The organism is Brevibacillus sedimenti (assembly GCF_020923495.1).
Taxonomy (GTDB): domain Bacteria; phylum Bacillota; class Bacilli; order Brevibacillales; family Brevibacillaceae; genus Brevibacillus; species Brevibacillus aydinogluensis.
Genome location: NZ_CP064048.1, coordinates 3,708,819 through 3,723,011, shown reverse-complemented (window position 1 = coordinate 3,723,011; position 14,193 = coordinate 3,708,819). Strand labels below are relative to the sequence as shown.

The following is a 14,193-nucleotide window of genomic DNA, read 5'->3' as shown; positions in this document are numbered from 1 at the left end:
GTCAGTTACGTCAGTGAATGGCGCCGCTTGTCGTGAATCAGCTTGTCCTTCAACGCCCGCAAGCGGTCGGACAGGGCGACAGGGTATACTTCCGGGTTGTCGAGGCGGAGGTATTCTTCCCAGAACGTGCTTTTCTGCTTGCGGTGGAAGTCCCTGATCTCGTCCAACGTGGGCTTCTGATAGACAAGCTGACCGTTTCGGAAAATGGGGCGAAGCAATTCCACTGCCGTAAAGTCGACGACCCGCTTGCTTTTGAGCGGATTGGTCGGGTGCTTCAGAACGATTTCGGTAAGGTTGTCCAGCGTCTCTTCCTGCAGACAGATGTAATCGCCTTTGGCCATGCCGTTTCGATCGTAGAGGCGGTACACTTTTTTCAGCCCGGGGTTGATGATTTTGTCCAGGTTCTCCGAGATTTTGATCAGCGCGATCCATTCCCGCTCGGTTTTGCGGGCGACGATCTTGTGCACGCCGCCAAGGGCGGGGCTGTCATAGGCTGTAATGAACTTCGTGCCGATGCCCCACACGTCGATTTTGGCCCCCTGCAGCTTGAGCGAAGCGATCGTGTACTCGTCCAGGTCGCTGGAAGCGGCAATTTTTACGTACGACAGGCCGGCGTTGTCCAGCATCTCCCGCGCCCGCTTGGACAGGTAGGCCAAATCGCCGCTGTCAAGCCGGATGCCGTTCAGCCTGTGTCCGTGCTCTTCCATGATCTTGGCCGTCTTGATCGCGTTGGGGATGCCGCTACCCAGCACGTCAAAGGTGTCGACCAACAGGATTGACTTCGCCGGAAAGACCTCGGCAAAGGCGAGAAACGCGTCCAGCTCGCTGGGGAAAAACTGGACGAACAGGTGGGCGTGCGTTCCCGTTGTGGGCACGCCGTACTTTTTGCCTGCTTTCAGATTGGACGTAAAGTGAAAGCCGGCGATGTAGGCGGCTCGTGCCCCCTGGACGGAAGCGTCCCGCCCCTGGGCTCGGCGTTTGCCCATTTCGATCACGGTCTGCCCGTCCGTCGCCGTGATGATGCGGGCCCCTTTGGTCATCAGCAGCGACTCGCTGTTGATGGTATTCAGCAGCTGCGCTTCAATCCAGATGCATTCGATCACGGGGGCGATGATCCGGATGTAGGGGGTGTTGGGGAAGACGATCTGGCCTTCTTCCATGGCATCCAGATGGCCGGTGAAGCGCAGGTTTCGCAGCTCTTCGAGAAAGTCCTCGTCGTACAGGTTTTTGGAGCGCAGGTAGGCGATGTCCGATTCGTTGAAGTACAGGTTTTGGAGAATGTCAATCAACTGCTCCAAGCCGCCGAATGCCACGTACCCGCCCAGCTCGCCCTGGTAATCCCCTGTCGGTTTGACGAAGGGTGCCTTGCGGTAAAAGTCGTCAAATACCACTTCGGTTTTGTGCAGCCCTTTCTTGTACAGCGCGTACATCATGCTGAGCGCGTACTCGTCCGCGTCGAGGGCGTAATCCCGGGACGGATCGTAGTAGGGCAGCACTTCAAACGACCGGGTCTCATCGCAAGCCGCGCATTTCTGCGGTTGATCGGTCGTGCGGAAATTGGGCTGGCCGCACGTTTGGCAAATGTGGACAAAGCGGTAGATTTTCGGGTCAATTACGTCAAAAAGCGTCTTGTAGGGTGTCATCTAGGCGTCTCCTTATCACAAATCGGCCAAAACCTGGAGGCCGAGCTGATTTTTGAAGTGGTTCAAGGCCCATTCGTGACCGGCCGGGTTAAAGCTGGCGACGGCATCGGCGTGAATCACGACCGTAAACCCGCGGTAAAAGCCGTCGATCGCCGTGTGCAGCACGCAGATGTCCGTGCAGACGCCGGTAAGGTGGATTTCGCGAATGCCCCGAGCGTGCAGCTGCAGGGCGAGATCGGTCCCCTGAAATGCGCTGTAGCGGGTTTTGTCCATCCAGGTAATGCGTCCGGCATGCCGTTCGTACACGTCCTGCACCTTTCCGTACAGCCGTCGCCCCTCGGTGCCGATGATGTTGTGCGGAGGATACAGCGGCGTTTCCGGGTGGTACGGGTCGTCCTTCTGGTGGGCGTCCACCGCCATGACGACGTAGTGGCCGTCGCGCACGAACTGCTCGGTCAGCTCCGCGATCCGCTGTTCGATCCGCTGGGCCGGTTCCCCGCAGGTCAGCGCTCCGTCGGCTGCCACGAAATCGTTCGTATAGTCAATCACTATCAAGGCGTTCATCGCTATCCCCCCGAAAGAATCAATAGACCGCGGCGTTTGCCAGCCGGCCATAACGATGCCAAGTCGTGACTGTCGTTACGGAAGTTGGCTTCATCTTACCTGGTAAACATACCCACGTCAATATGACGCCATGCAGGCATGCATTTTATGTGAAAATATTGACGATTCAGCCAATAGGGCGTTACCATTCGGGGTACATTCACTATTTGTCTTTGAGGAAAGGGAGGATGCAGATGGCGCAAACGGCTGTATCGCCGAAGACGGGCACCAAAGCGTTGGTCGCCAGTCTGATCGGCAGCTCCATCGAGTGGTTTGACTACTTTCTCTACGGGACGGTAGCATCACTGGCATTTGGCAAGCTGTTTTTCCCCAATACGGACCCTGTGGTGGGACTGCTGCTCTCCTACCTGTCGTTTGCCTTGACGTTTTTCATTCGTCCGTTGGGAGGCCTAATCTTCAGTCATATCGGCGACAAGGTCGGACGAAAAAAGACGCTGGTGCTGACGCTTTCGCTGATGGGGACGGCGACGGTCCTGATCGGCCTTTTGCCTGGATACGACACGATTGGCGTGTGGGCCCCGATCCTGCTGTTCATCCTTCGTCTGGTGCAGGGGCTGGGGATTGGCGGCGAGTGGGGCGGCGCCCTGCTCCTGGCTGTAGAATACGCACGAAACGACCAACGCGGCTTCTACGGCAGCATTCCCCAGATGGGCGTGACCATCGGCATGCTGCTCGGCACGTTATCCATGTCGCTCATGAGCCTGCTGCCGGAAGAACAGTTCCTGGCGTGGGGCTGGCGGGTGCCGTTTGTCCTCAGTGCCGTGCTCGTCTTCCTCGGCCTGTGGATTCGCAGCGGCATCGACGAGACGCCTGCGTTTCGTGCCGCGCAGCAAAGCGGCAGCATTGCCAAAGTGCCGCTGGCGGACACGCTCCGCTACCACTGGAAGTCCGTTCTGATCGCCATTGGGGCCAAAGTGGTGGAGACCGGACCGTTCTACATTTTCTCAACGTTTGTGATCGCCTACGCGACGAAGTACCTCGACTACGACCAGGTGACTGCGCTGAACGCGGTGACGATCGCCACGCTGGTGGCCACTATCGCGATTCCGTTTATGGGCAAATGGTCGGATAGGGCCGGACGCAAACCGCTCTACATCGGCGGCACCGTGGCGATCATGCTGTTTGCGTTTCCATACTTTTATCTGCTTTCGCTCAAGTCGGCGTTTTGGCTGACGGCGGCCACGGTGATCGGACTGGGCATCCTCTGGGCGCCGGTGACGGCTGTTCTGGGAACGCTGTTTTCCGAGATTTTCAGGACAGAGGTGCGCTACACCGGTGTGTCCCTCGGCTATCAGATAGGGGCAGCCATCGCTGGCGGGACCGCTCCGCTGATTGCTACCTGGCTGCTTGACGTGTTTGCCAATTCGTGGGTACCGGTCGCTTTGTACATCATCTTGACCGGGTTGATTTCGCTCGTCGCCATCGGAGCAGCGAAGGAGACGAAAGCAGCAGACTTGGGAGCGGACGAGTAAGAAAATGGAGGAATGGTCATGCTGGTACTGTCCCAGGAAGAGATACGCGAGCTGTACACGATGGAAGAATGCCTGCGGGACGTGGAAATGGCGTTTCGGCACGAGGCGGCGGGCGGCACGGTCACACCGGTTCGTACCGCGATCGCCCACGAAAAGCGGGGAGCGGTGACGCTGTACATGCCGTCGTTCGTGGAGGAGATCGAATACACGGCGGTGAAAGTGGTCAGCATCTTTCCGCAAAATGTGGAAAAAGGGCTGCCGTCCCTGCAGGGGGTCACGCTGCTGACGGAAGCAAAAAGCGGACGGCATGTGGCGCTGATGGATGCCACCTGGCTGACTGTTCTGCGTACCGGCGCGAGCAGCGGTGTGGCGACCAGGCTGCTGGCGCGCCCGGATGCCCGAAGCTGTGCTGTGCTGGGGTGCGGTGCCCAGGCGCTGGGGCAGGTGCAGGCGATCATGGCGGTGCGCCCGATCGAGCGGTTTTGGCTGTACAACCGGACGCGAGCGCGCGCGGAGCAGCTCGCCGACCGGATATACTCGCTCTACCCGGAGTGGAAGGGAAGCATCACATGTGTCGACGACGCTGACGAAGCCGTGTCTGCCGCCGATATCGTGGTGTTGAGCACCAAGGCGACCGAGCCGCTGTTTGACGGCAGCATCCTGCGCCCCGGTACCCACATCAACGCGATCGGCGCCTATCAGCCGCACATGCAGGAATTTGACGCGGTTACGTTGAACCGCTGCAGGAAAGTGGTGGTGGACACCAAGGAAGGGGCCCTGCACGAAGCGGGCGATCTGATCAAGCCGATTCAGCAGGGGGAGTGGTCGATCGACCGGCTGTATGGCGAAATCGGTGAACTGATCACCGGCCAAAAACCGGGGCGGGAGACAGACGAGGAAATCACCCTGTACAAATCGGTGGGGATTGCCTTCCTGGATACGATGGTGGCTTGCGCCGTCTACGAAAAGGCGAAGCGGCTGGGAGCAGGTACGACCGTGACGCTGTAGGAGCAATCTGCCGGCACGGAGGTGTGCGTCCGGGCAGCACGCTGCGCGCGCAGATCCACGCTGCTGGATGTGCGGAAACGATATCGGAAAGGCGGGAGTACATGGAACTTGCGTTTGATCATCTGGTACACTTTCTTCGCCGCCCACCCGTCGAGGCGGGGGAGCACATGCAAACCAAAGGATTTCACGCGCTGGCGGGCGGCCGGCACGAGGCCTGGGGGACTTGCAACAGCCTCATCTACTTCGATCTTGCCTATGTGGAATTTCTCGCTGTGGAGTACCCGCAGGTGGCTGAGCGGTCTGACAATCCCCTGGTCCGGCAGTTGGTGAAGGACGCGGCAGTGGGCGAGGGCATGGGGCAAATTGCCCTGCGGACGCGCGAAATTACACGTTGGGCGGAGTATTTTCACGAGCGCGGGATGAACGTAATCGGTCCGCTACCGGGCAGCAGGATGCGGGACGACGGCACGGTGATCCGCTGGCAGATGTTGTTTGCGGAGCCGCCGGAGGAGAGGGGGCGTATGCCGTTTTTGATCCAGTGGGAACAGAGCGACGACGAGCGGCGGGACGATCTCACCCGCCGTGGTGTGATAGCTTCGCATCCCAATGGAGCGCATGCCCTCACGAGCGTCTGCGTGGCGGCGCACGACGCGGACGAAGCGGCGGAACGCTGGCAGCGGTGGTTTGGCCTGCAGGCCGCGGACGCATTTGTCGATGAAGCGCTGAACGCCCGCTGCCGGACTTTGCCGTTTTTCGGCGGGGGTGTCGTGCTGTGCCAGCCGTTGGGGGAGGGATTGGCCCGTGACGCGCTGCTGACCCGCGGAGAGATGCCGTTTGTGGTCCGCTTTGCCGGTCGAGGCCAAGCGATGCGCCACGAACTGTACGGCGGATGGTATGAGTGGTGAAAGAGCCCAAGCGGCTCTTTTTCTTTTTTTAGTAAAATTGAAAAAACAAGAAATCACGTACGTTCATGTTATTATGTGTGTAGATTGTTAAGTAATTTGTCGGTCAGATAGGGGGAACAACGTGGAGGTACAGCAACGTACGCTGCAAAAAGAAGTGGGGTTAACGTTGGCTACATCGTTGGTGATCGGGACTGTCATCGGCTCGGGCATATTCATGAAGCCGGGCAAGGTGATTGAATACGCCGGTGACTCCACGCTGGCACTGTGGGCGTGGATCGTGGGAGGACTGATCACGCTGGCGAGCGGGTTGACCATCGCCGAGGTGGGCACGCAAATCCCCAAGACAGGGGGGCTGTACGTCTATCTGGAAGAAGTGTACGGAAAGGTGTGGGGCTTTCTCGCTGGATGGGTGCAGTCAGTCATCTACGGCCCGGCGGTAATCGGCGCACTTGGCTTGTATTTTGGTTCGTTGCTCGTCCACCTGTTTGGCTGGGACGGTGCATGGAAACTGCCGATCGCGGTCGGTACGGTGCTCCTGCTGACCGTGGTCAACAGCCTGGGAACCCGGTACGGGGGCTTCGTCCAAACGGCAGCCACCTTCGGCAAGCTGGTGCCAATCGCGCTGATCGCCGTGTTTGGTATGTGGAAAGGAAACGGACAGATTTGGGGGGCCGACAGCGGCGTGGCCGCCGAGATCAGCTTTGGGGCGGCCGTGTTGGCTACGCTGTGGGCCTACGACGGCTGGATGTTGGTCGGCTTCATGGCCGGAGAGATGAAGAACCCCGCCAAAGTGCTGCCGCGTGCCATCATCGGCGGTCTGCTCGTGGTGACACTGGCGTATCTGTCGGTCAATGCGGCTCTGCTCCATCTGATGCCTGCATCCGAGATTGTGCGCTTGGGGGAAAACGCCGCAGGTGCAGCAGCGTCGCACTTGTTTGGCGAATGGGGCGGCAGGCTGATCAGCGTCGGGATTCTCGTCTCCATCTTTGGCTGCCTCAACGGCAAAATCCTGGCGTTTCCCCGTGTGCCGTTCGCCATGGCAGAGCGCGGCCAGCTTCCTGGCTCCCGCTGGCTCTCCCGCATCCATACCGCCTACGGCACACCGGTAGCCGCCATTTTCTCACAAGCACTGATCGCTGTGATCATGATGGTGGTGAGCAATCCCGACCACTTGTCCGAGCTGGCCATTTTCTCCGTCTACCTGTTTTACATTTTGGCCTTCGTCGCCCTGTTCATCCTGCGCAGACGTCAAGGGGGACAGACACGCGCTTACAGCGTGCCGCTCTATCCGATCGTGCCGCTGTTCGCCATCGCCGGTTCGCTCTATATCCTTGCGAGCACGCTGCTCACCAATCCGGTGAATACGCTGGCGGCCATTGCCATTACGCTCTTGGGTCTTCCGTTTTTCTGGCGCGGGCAGCGAAAAATGAAGTCCGCCGATGCGAGCCGATGAGCCAACCATCAGCCTGACAAACCGAAAGCGCTCCTTCCCTCCAAACGGTTGGAATCGACCGATTGGAGGGTTTTTTCTTGGGAAAACGAGGGCAAAAAAAGAGCAGTGACCTCGGCGTCAGAGGTTCTGCTCATCGTTGTCAGGTTCTCACTGTCTTTTTGACCAATTGGCGGTACATGTACAGCATCGCCAGTCGCCACGGAACGATCATGCCGTAGGCGAGGACGAAGAACAGTCCCGCTGTTTGCATGATCGTCAGCGAATCGTTTACCCACAGTTTCATGGCAAAGCGGATTATCACCAGGACGACGAGGATGCCGAAAAAGGCTCGGGACCGTTTCAGATAGACGTCCTGGCCGACGATTTCGAAGCGGGATGTGAGGATCAACGGGATGGAAAAGATCATCCCGGTGAAAAAGGCGATCACGTCATAGATGAGCGGCGTGGCCGTTTCCGGAAAGTGAAACATCGCAAAACCGGTAGACATGAACAGGGGCGGCAGGATGATGCGCCGCACGGACACCGGCTTTCTGGACCCGCGCATGCGCAGGACGATCACCACTGTCGCCATAAGCAGTGGCAGCAGCATGCCCAGGGCTGTGGACGATAAAATCTGCATGAAAGTAGTCCCTCCTTGGCCCATGATATCTCTAGTGTACACCTTTTTGCAGAAAAAGGGGAAAGCGATTCGCTGTCTTTTCTTAAAGAAGCCCTACGCCGCCGCCGGTTTATCTGTCTCTCGGACGTCCAGCTTGTTTTTGATGCTGTAGGACAGCGTGACCACGCCCGTCAGCAGGGTGGCGGTGGCGATCACCAGCATGTAGCCGGAGATTCCCATAAGGTCGAGGCAGACGCCGGTCGTACCCAGGGCGATCAGGAAAACGCCGCGATCCAGCATGTTGCGGAAAGAGAAGAAACGCCCCTGCTGATGTTCCTCCAGCCGTCGCTGAAACACAGTCGTGGTGACCGGGAAGAAAAAGGCGACGGTCATGCCGAACAGTGCAAACGAGGCCAGCACCATGATCCGGTTTTCCGCGAATGACATTCCGTATTGGGCCAGGGCAAACGAAAACAAGAGGGCAGCGGATACGACGATCAGGTTGCGTCCGCCGATCCAGCGCTTGGCCAGCAGTCCGCCCACCAGAATGCCGGTCCCCTCCACCCCGTAGATCCAGCCCATCATTTCGGGCGCCTGCTGGATTTCGCTGAAGTTAAGCACCAGCAAGTTGATGCCGCCGAGGAACAGCGTGATCAACCCCATGTTCACCAGCCCGACGAGCAGGACCGGATCCTTTTTGGTGATCGTCAGCACTTCACGAAACTCCACCTTCTCCTGCTGTTTGTGGGAGGCGATTGGCGGAATTCGCAGCAGCAAGGTCAACAGCGTCACGATGATGTAGGCAACAACGGACAGCGCGTAGAGCATCCGAAGATCCATCGAGGCGACGAGGACACCGCCGATCGCGGTTCCGCCGATGCGGGACAGCGTGGAAATGTTCAGATAGACGCTGTTCGCCTTGAGCAGTTCCGACGACGGCAGGATCGCGGGCAGCGATGCCTGCAGGGTAGGGAAGTAAAAGGCGGCGGACGCCTGCATGATGATCAGGGAAACGACCATCCACCCGAGCGAGTCGTGCGCGATGGCAGGAAACATGCAGATGGGACTCAGACAGCGAACCAGGCTGGACACCAGCATGATCCGACGCTTGTCGGAGCGGTCGATGACGACGCCTGCCTTGGGTGCCAGCAGGATGCTTACCACCAGGCCGCTCATCAGGATCAGCCCTTTGAGCGCGTCAGACGGGATCAGATGCTGCATGAACTGCAGATTGGCGATTATGGAAATCCACAGCCCCGATCCGGTGATCACTTCCCCGATCATTAACAGGAGAAACGTACGATTTCGCCACAACATGGCAGCCACTCTCCGTTTTAATCAAAATCATTTTATCAATCCGATTCAAACAGTATACCACCTGCCCACTGGTTTGTATATGACTCTGTTGGTTTCAGTTGGGTATGGCTTGCCGGCACTGGGGGGAAGCTAAGGGCATCAGATTGGATTGGGGAGCAAGGAGAATTTTTATGAAGCGGAAACGCTCGCTATTGCTGTTGATCGCCTACGGCTTTATCGCAACGTTGGCTGTTTATTACGGATTGGTGGAAAGGGAGAGTCTGGCTGTCACGTTCGTCTCATTTCACCTGCTGGTCTGCCTCGGCATTCCCCTGCTGCACGGATGGTGGGAAGGGGGATTGCCCGACAGTTGGCGGCGTGCGTGGCACCCCTTTGACAAGCAGGGGGCGGTCTGGGGGCTAGCTGCGGGAGCGTTCATGTTGACGGGAATTCTCGCCGGGATCCGGCTGCTTTTCGCCTCCGGGGTGCAGCCGGAAGAGATCCGCGCCGTGCTGGAACGATGGGGACTCACCTGGCAGGCGCTCTGGTGGTTTTCGCTGTACATGACAGCCGTCAATTCGCTGTTGGAAGAGCTGTTTTGGCGCGGGTTCGTCCTGGAGCGGCTGCTGGCTGCCATGTCCCGCTTCGCTGCTGTACTGCTCAGCAGCTTCTTTTTTTGCCTGTATCATCTGCTGGTGGCCACCGTTCTGTTCGGCTGGCGGTGGGGTGTGTGGATTACACTCATGGCGCTGGCCATCGGCGTATTCTGGGGGTGGCTCAAGGGTGTGTTTCCCGCCGTGTACGCCACGTGGTTCAGCCACATGCTGGCCGATTTGGGCATCATTCTCGCATTGGTCTTCTGGGTGTACATGGGCTGAATGTGACGGCGGGATTCAGCGCGATTGCCCGTTTTGTTTGTGCCGGTCCCGAAGCGAGAGCTGGCGGGCCCGCTCGGCGATGACGGCGCTGCGGTCGCGCAAGGTGTGCTTGTGCAGCAGATACCGGTTGCCCATGTCGCTTGGCCGATCACATGGCAATCCCCGTTCCGCACACATCTGCTGCACGCGCAGGCGCAAGTTTGGATCAGCAATCGGCAGTGAGATGCTGCGGTACGGAGCGCCCGCCTCCATCTCGGTGACGACGTCGTGGAGAAGGTGAAGCAGGGTGGCGGGTTCCAGACCGAGACGGCCGATTGCTTCCTGCTGCTGCTCCAGGATGCGCAGGGCGCTGTTCATCATTTTGACGGCGCCGGCCTGATTCCCTCTGCGGTGGTGGTACAGCCCGACGGCGATCTGAATCAGCCCGACCCAGACGGGGCTGCGCTGTCCGGCCTCACTTTTCCAGTACTCTTCCAAAATTTCGTGACATTCGAAGTAGTCCCGTTCGGCGTGGAACTGGACCAGGTATTCCAGATAGGGGTGCGGGTACATGACAAGCTCCTCGCTCTTTTGTTTTCCGATTCAACCATGTACTATTATAAAGGAAAACGCAAGCAGAAAACGAGGTGCAGGTTAGAAGATGACCAAAGAGGAAATTCTCTCCATTCTGCAGGAAAGAGATATGACGGAAGTAATCGAATTGATTGAGGATGCCGAATCGGGCGATCTGGAAGAGCTGGAACTGGTGGAGAGCCTGGGGCTGCTGCGGGACGAGGAGCTGAACCGGGAAGTGCTGCAGCTCCTGGAAAGCCTGGGGGTTACGATCATCTACCTGAAAGGCGATGAAGAGGACGCCGAGGACGAAGACGAGTAACACGCGACCGTCCCTGCTCGCGGGGGTGGTTTTTGCCCGGGCAAAAGGGAATGACTGGCTCCGCCCATTGCGGAGCCGCATGTTCCCTTTGTCCGTGGATAGCGGTTACTTTTGCGTCCAGACGCGGTTCTTGTTGCGGGTCGGGGGAAACTTGTCCCCTTTGCCCAGCTCGATGATCATCGGGTTCTGCACGCTGGCGCCGGTTTCCCCGATTTCCATGTAGACCGCGTTTTTCGGAGACTTGTCGCCTTCACGAAAACGGCTGCGCTCGCCCATCTGGGTCACCCCGCTTTCTTCTCATGTTGTGTCCCGTTTAGTATCTCCCCAAGGGACTGGCTCAACCCTTGTGCCGCTATTGACGATAGATTCAGAATTGATTTACGATAGGAGCACCACAGATCCGGGGGGTTGTATCGTGCATCGTCTGTCTCTGCAAAAAGATTCCAACATCTCGTACCACGAACAACTGTATCAGCAAATTGCCGCCTTCATCCGCAGCGGGGAACTTCCGCCGCAATCACAGCTTCCGACTGTACGGCAATTGGCTGCCCATCTCAAGGTGAACTACAACACGGTGCGCAGTGTCTACCTGCGCTTGCAGCAGGAGGGATTGGTCGACTCCCGGCAGGGACGGGGAACGATCGTCAGCAGCGTGGTAAACGACCCCCTGTTGACCCGCAACCCCGCCCACCTGGCGCTATTGGCCAAGGAAACGCTGCACAAGGTAAAGGCAATGGGATATTCGATGGACGAGTTTACGCGCGTCTTGTCCGCTGTCATGCAGGAGATCAATCAGTCCCCCGTGCTGTTTCTCCGCTTTACGGAACTGGAGCTGGCCGAGTATCTGCGGCTGGTGCAGTATCACCTGCCGAGCGCGATGGTGGAAGGTCGCACGTTTGACGAGTTTTGGGAGCGGCTGGAAGAGGACGCCGGCTTTTTGCAGCAGTACAAGGCAATTGTCACCCATCCCAGCGTTACCCTCAAAATAAAGCAGGCGCTCCCGCGGGAAGCGCCTCCGGTGGTCAGCCTGGATTTCATCCCCGACCCGACCATCGTCATTCCCGCCCTGGAAGCGTACCCCCGCCACACCAAGGTGGGCCTGATCTGCGCCACCATCCGGGGAGCGGAAGGCATGATCGACGACTTGTACAACGCCGGAATCACGCATCTGGACCTGCGGACAATCGAGGCCAACCACCCTGACGTGTTTGAGCTGATTGCCAACTGCGACGTGGTCTACATCTCCAAACCGGGTTACATGACTCGGCCCCATCTGTTAACCTTGCCCAAGGTAAAAGAGTTTCAGGAAATCCCCGATCATCACGGAATCAACGAACTGCGGAAGATTGTCACGCAGTAATGCCCGCATGGTTATCCGTTTATTTCTGTACAGTTTAGACAAGTGTACCATGCCAATGCCACCCCTATGACATAGCATGTAACTGTACCAACTCTGAGGGGGTGAGCTCATGAGCTGCGGATGCCATAAGTCTCACGGGCACAAATGCCACTACAAAAAATGCTGTAAGAAGAAGTACTACAAGAAAAAATGCTACTACAAACCGGTCTACAAGTACGATTGCTATCACTATCGGAAAGAGCGCTACGGAAAAGGATGCGACTCGTACGGTTCCTCGTCCATGCGTCACTGGTATGACAGCCCTGACAGCCCCTACTAAACACGAAAAAAGCGCCTCCTTAAGAGGCGCTTTTTTCTCTCCGCAAGTTTTCGGAAGGTCTGCCGTACATTTGAAAGTGAAGGAACAAACAAGGGGGTGCTATGCATGAATCAGGAACGGCCCGGCAAACAGGAGCGGATGTGGGCGGTCGCTGCGCATCTCTCTGCCTTTGCCGGATTTGTCATTCCGCTGGGGAACGTGCTGGGGCCGCTGATTGTCTGGCTGCTCAAGCGGGAAGAGGGAGCGTTTGTCGACAGCCAAGGGAAAGAGGCACTCAACTTTGGCATCAGTGTCACGATCTACGGGGCGATCAGTACGCTGCTGATTTTTCTGTTTGTTGGCGTCCTGCTCTTGTTCGCCCTGTTCGTCTTTTGGGTGGTGGTCGTCATCATGGCGGCGATCAGAGCCAATGACGGCATACCCTATCGCTATCCGCTCACACTGCGCTTTATCACCTGACAACAGCCGTTCGATATTTGAACGGCTGTATTTGTGTTGGCATTTTTCTGACAATGAAGGAATGCGGCCCGCCCATCACGAAATACCAAAACATGGACAAGGGTGGAAAGGGGTGGCAACCGCATGTTGACAGGGATCACGGTCGTCGATTTTTCACGCCATCTCCCCGGGCCGTATTGCACAATGAGGCTGGCCGACCTGGGGGCAGAAGTGATCAAGGTGGAAGCCCATCCCGGGGGAGATCCCGGCCGCTCGCTGGGGCCGCGGGTCAAAGAGACGGGTGCGTTGTTTTTAAGCTCCAATCGCAACAAGCGGAGCGTCGCGCTGAATTTGCATACCGAAGCGGGCAGGGCCTTGGCGTTCGACCTGGCCAGCCGTGCTGACGTGGTGGTGGAGAGCTTCCGTCCGGGCGTGATGCGCCACCTCGGTCTGGACTACGACAGCCTGTCTGCTGTCCATCCTTCGCTGGTGTATTGCTCGGTTACCGGATACGGCCAGACGGGGGACATGCACCAGTTGGGCGGCCACGACCTCAACTACCAGGCGATCAGCGGGCTGCTGTCAGCGATTCGCGACAGCGAAGGCAGGCCGGTCCCCCGGAAGTGCCAATCGCCGATTACGCTGTGGGCCTGTACGCAGCCGAGCAAATTTGTGCAGCACTGGTTCGGCAATGTCGACACGGGCAGGGCGCTTACCTCGACGTCGCTGCAGTGGACGTGCTCTCCTCCTGGATGGGACTGCATGCCCTGCTCGCCCATGACGGGCAGGCGAAAGCGATGGGCCAATTTCTGAAGGGCATGCTGGCATACCAGGTGTACGAGAGCGCGGATGGCAAGTACGTCACGCTGGCGGCGCTGGAGGAGAAGTTCTGGCACAACTTCTGCCGGGCGGTTGGACGGGAAGACTGGGAGACCCTGCACGGCGCGTTGATCGCTGACCACCCGGACGTTTACGAGGAAATGAAAGCCCTGTTTTTATCACGGACGCAGGCAGAGTGGAGCGAACTGGGGAGTGAAGTGGACTGCTGCCTGACCGCGGTGGAAGAGATGGACACCTGGAGCGGCAGCGCGTATGTCGCCAGCCGGGAAGTCGCCTTTACCCTGCCGTACGGAACCGATGGAGAGACGCTGCAGGTGCGCGTGGAACGATCCCGCCCGCTGGACGGCATGACGCCTCCTCCGCGCTGCGGGGAAGACACCCGTGACGTGCTGAAAACCAAGCTGAACCTGACGGATGACGAATTGACCCGCTTGGAACAGGAAGGCGTCATCCCGCAGTGTATGCTGTAAAGAAAGGAGCAGACA

Annotated in this window: 16 protein-coding genes and 1 pseudogene; 11 read left to right on the top strand and 6 right to left on the bottom strand. The window is 58.3% G+C overall.

The genetic code is table 11. The annotated features are described in order from the left end of the window. Positions 1 to 5: 5 nt before the first annotated feature. Positions 6 to 1,643, bottom strand: coding sequence for a nicotinate phosphoribosyltransferase (locus IRT44_RS18245; protein WP_171564315.1), 1,638 nt, complete (start codon positions 1,641 to 1,643; stop codon positions 6 to 8). Between the two features lie 15 nt (positions 1,644 to 1,658). Further along, positions 1,659 to 2,207, bottom strand: a complete 549-nt coding sequence (locus tag IRT44_RS18240) for a cysteine hydrolase family protein (protein WP_171564314.1) — start codon at positions 2,205 to 2,207, stop codon at positions 1,659 to 1,661. A gap of 227 nt (positions 2,208 to 2,434) precedes the next feature. Between IRT44_RS18240 and IRT44_RS18235 the strand changes: the two genes are divergently transcribed. The 4 genes from IRT44_RS18235 to IRT44_RS18220 all read left to right on the top strand — a co-directional run bounded on the left by IRT44_RS18235 (position 2,435) and on the right by IRT44_RS18220 (position 7,105). Next, a complete protein-coding gene (locus IRT44_RS18235) occupies positions 2,435 to 3,739 on the top strand; it encodes an MFS transporter (RefSeq protein ID WP_409978423.1) in 1,305 nt (434 codons plus the stop codon). A gap of 18 nt (positions 3,740 to 3,757) precedes the next feature. Beyond that, positions 3,758 to 4,747 carry an ornithine cyclodeaminase family protein gene (locus IRT44_RS18230; RefSeq protein WP_230077148.1) on the top strand — a complete coding sequence of 330 codons (990 nt, stop codon included), beginning with the start codon at positions 3,758 to 3,760 and terminating at the stop codon, positions 4,745 to 4,747. Positions 4,748 to 4,848: 101 nt separating this feature from the next. Then, entirely contained in the window at positions 4,849 to 5,652 is an 804-nt protein-coding gene (locus IRT44_RS18225) for a VOC family protein (protein WP_230077147.1), read from the top strand. A gap of 121 nt (positions 5,653 to 5,773) precedes the next feature. Next, a complete protein-coding gene (locus tag IRT44_RS18220) occupies positions 5,774 to 7,105 on the top strand; it encodes an APC family permease (RefSeq protein WP_230077146.1) in 1,332 nt (443 codons plus the stop codon). Positions 7,106 to 7,244: 139 nt separating this feature from the next. Here the strand turns inward: IRT44_RS18220 and IRT44_RS18215 are convergent, their stop codons facing one another. Beyond that, a complete protein-coding gene (locus tag IRT44_RS18215) occupies positions 7,245 to 7,724 on the bottom strand; it encodes a CcdC family protein (RefSeq protein ID WP_212131867.1) in 480 nt (159 codons plus the stop codon). 93 nt (positions 7,725 to 7,817) lie between these two features. Beyond that, entirely contained in the window at positions 7,818 to 9,020 is a 1,203-nt protein-coding gene (locus IRT44_RS18210) for an MFS transporter (RefSeq protein ID WP_171564308.1), read from the bottom strand. A gap of 170 nt (positions 9,021 to 9,190) precedes the next feature. Between IRT44_RS18210 and IRT44_RS18205 the strand changes: the two genes are divergently transcribed. Then, on the top strand, positions 9,191 to 9,877 hold the full coding sequence (locus IRT44_RS18205) for a CPBP family intramembrane glutamic endopeptidase (RefSeq protein WP_230077145.1): 687 nt from the start codon (positions 9,191 to 9,193) through the stop codon (positions 9,875 to 9,877). A gap of 15 nt (positions 9,878 to 9,892) precedes the next feature. On the opposite strand, the gene IRT44_RS18200 is transcribed toward IRT44_RS18205, so the two are convergent. After that, positions 9,893 to 10,429: a DUF309 domain-containing protein gene (locus IRT44_RS18200; RefSeq protein ID WP_230077144.1), complete on the bottom strand. Its 537-nt coding sequence runs from the start codon at positions 10,427 to 10,429 to the stop codon at positions 9,893 to 9,895. 88 nt (positions 10,430 to 10,517) lie between these two features. Here IRT44_RS18200 and IRT44_RS18195 point away from each other — a divergent pair, with 88 nt between their 5' ends. Continuing rightward, a complete protein-coding gene (locus IRT44_RS18195) occupies positions 10,518 to 10,751 on the top strand; it encodes a hypothetical protein (protein ID WP_171564305.1) in 234 nt (77 codons plus the stop codon). A gap of 105 nt (positions 10,752 to 10,856) precedes the next feature. Here IRT44_RS18195 and IRT44_RS18190 read toward each other — a convergent pair whose 3' ends face one another. Then, the gene (locus IRT44_RS18190) at positions 10,857 to 11,027 is read right to left on the bottom strand and encodes a YjzC family protein (protein WP_171564507.1); all 171 of its coding nucleotides are present in this window, start codon (positions 11,025 to 11,027) and stop codon (positions 10,857 to 10,859) included. 139 nt (positions 11,028 to 11,166) lie between these two features. Here IRT44_RS18190 and IRT44_RS18185 point away from each other — a divergent pair, with 139 nt between their 5' ends. The 5 genes and pseudogenes from IRT44_RS18185 to IRT44_RS18165 all read left to right on the top strand — a co-directional run bounded on the left by IRT44_RS18185 (position 11,167) and on the right by IRT44_RS18165 (position 14,178). Then, positions 11,167 to 12,111: a GntR family transcriptional regulator gene (locus tag IRT44_RS18185; protein WP_171564304.1), complete on the top strand. Its 945-nt coding sequence runs from the start codon at positions 11,167 to 11,169 to the stop codon at positions 12,109 to 12,111. 109 nt (positions 12,112 to 12,220) lie between these two features. Then, positions 12,221 to 12,430, top strand: a complete 210-nt coding sequence (locus tag IRT44_RS18180; RefSeq protein WP_212131869.1) for a hypothetical protein — start codon at positions 12,221 to 12,223, stop codon at positions 12,428 to 12,430. 105 nt (positions 12,431 to 12,535) lie between these two features. Next, positions 12,536 to 12,889 (top strand): DUF4870 domain-containing protein, encoded by a 354-nt coding sequence (locus IRT44_RS18175; protein ID WP_171564302.1) that lies wholly within the window; start codon positions 12,536 to 12,538, stop codon positions 12,887 to 12,889. 123 nt (positions 12,890 to 13,012) lie between these two features. After that, a pseudogene (locus tag IRT44_RS18170) lies at positions 13,013 to 13,423 on the top strand (CoA transferase); the annotation flags it as partial. Between the two features lie 68 nt (positions 13,424 to 13,491). Then, positions 13,492 to 14,178 (top strand): CoA transferase, encoded by a 687-nt coding sequence (locus tag IRT44_RS18165; RefSeq protein ID WP_326838930.1) that lies wholly within the window; start codon positions 13,492 to 13,494, stop codon positions 14,176 to 14,178. The last annotated feature ends 15 nt before the right edge of the window (positions 14,179 to 14,193 follow it).

Bases quoted from the DNA above. Each gene is read 5' to 3' on its own strand.
- IRT44_RS18230 (WP_230077148.1), top strand. From the start codon at position 3,758: ATGCTGGTACTGTCCCAGGAAGAGATACGCGAGCTGTACACGATGGAA.
- IRT44_RS18240 (WP_171564314.1), bottom strand. From the start codon at position 2,207: ATGAACGCCTTGATAGTGATTGACTATACGAACGATTTCGTGGCAGCC.
- IRT44_RS18245 (WP_171564315.1), bottom strand. From the start codon at position 1,643: ATGACACCCTACAAGACGCTTTTTGACGTAATTGACCCGAAAATCTAC.
- IRT44_RS18175 (WP_171564302.1), top strand. From the start codon at position 12,536: ATGAATCAGGAACGGCCCGGCAAACAGGAGCGGATGTGGGCGGTCGCT.
- IRT44_RS18215 (WP_212131867.1), bottom strand. From the start codon at position 7,724: ATGCAGATTTTATCGTCCACAGCCCTGGGCATGCTGCTGCCACTGCTT.
- IRT44_RS18195 (WP_171564305.1), top strand. From the start codon at position 10,518: ATGACCAAAGAGGAAATTCTCTCCATTCTGCAGGAAAGAGATATGACG.
- IRT44_RS18225 (WP_230077147.1), top strand. From the start codon at position 4,849: ATGGAACTTGCGTTTGATCATCTGGTACACTTTCTTCGCCGCCCACCC.
- IRT44_RS18205 (WP_230077145.1), top strand. From the start codon at position 9,191: ATGAAGCGGAAACGCTCGCTATTGCTGTTGATCGCCTACGGCTTTATC.
- IRT44_RS18210 (WP_171564308.1), bottom strand. From the start codon at position 9,020: ATGTTGTGGCGAAATCGTACGTTTCTCCTGTTAATGATCGGGGAAGTG.
- IRT44_RS18235 (WP_409978423.1), top strand. From the start codon at position 2,435: ATGCAGATGGCGCAAACGGCTGTATCGCCGAAGACGGGCACCAAAGCG.
- IRT44_RS18180 (WP_212131869.1), top strand. From the start codon at position 12,221: ATGAGCTGCGGATGCCATAAGTCTCACGGGCACAAATGCCACTACAAA.
- IRT44_RS18190 (WP_171564507.1), bottom strand. From the start codon at position 11,027: ATGGGCGAGCGCAGCCGTTTTCGTGAAGGCGACAAGTCTCCGAAAAAC.
- IRT44_RS18200 (WP_230077144.1), bottom strand. From the start codon at position 10,429: ATGTACCCGCACCCCTATCTGGAATACCTGGTCCAGTTCCACGCCGAA.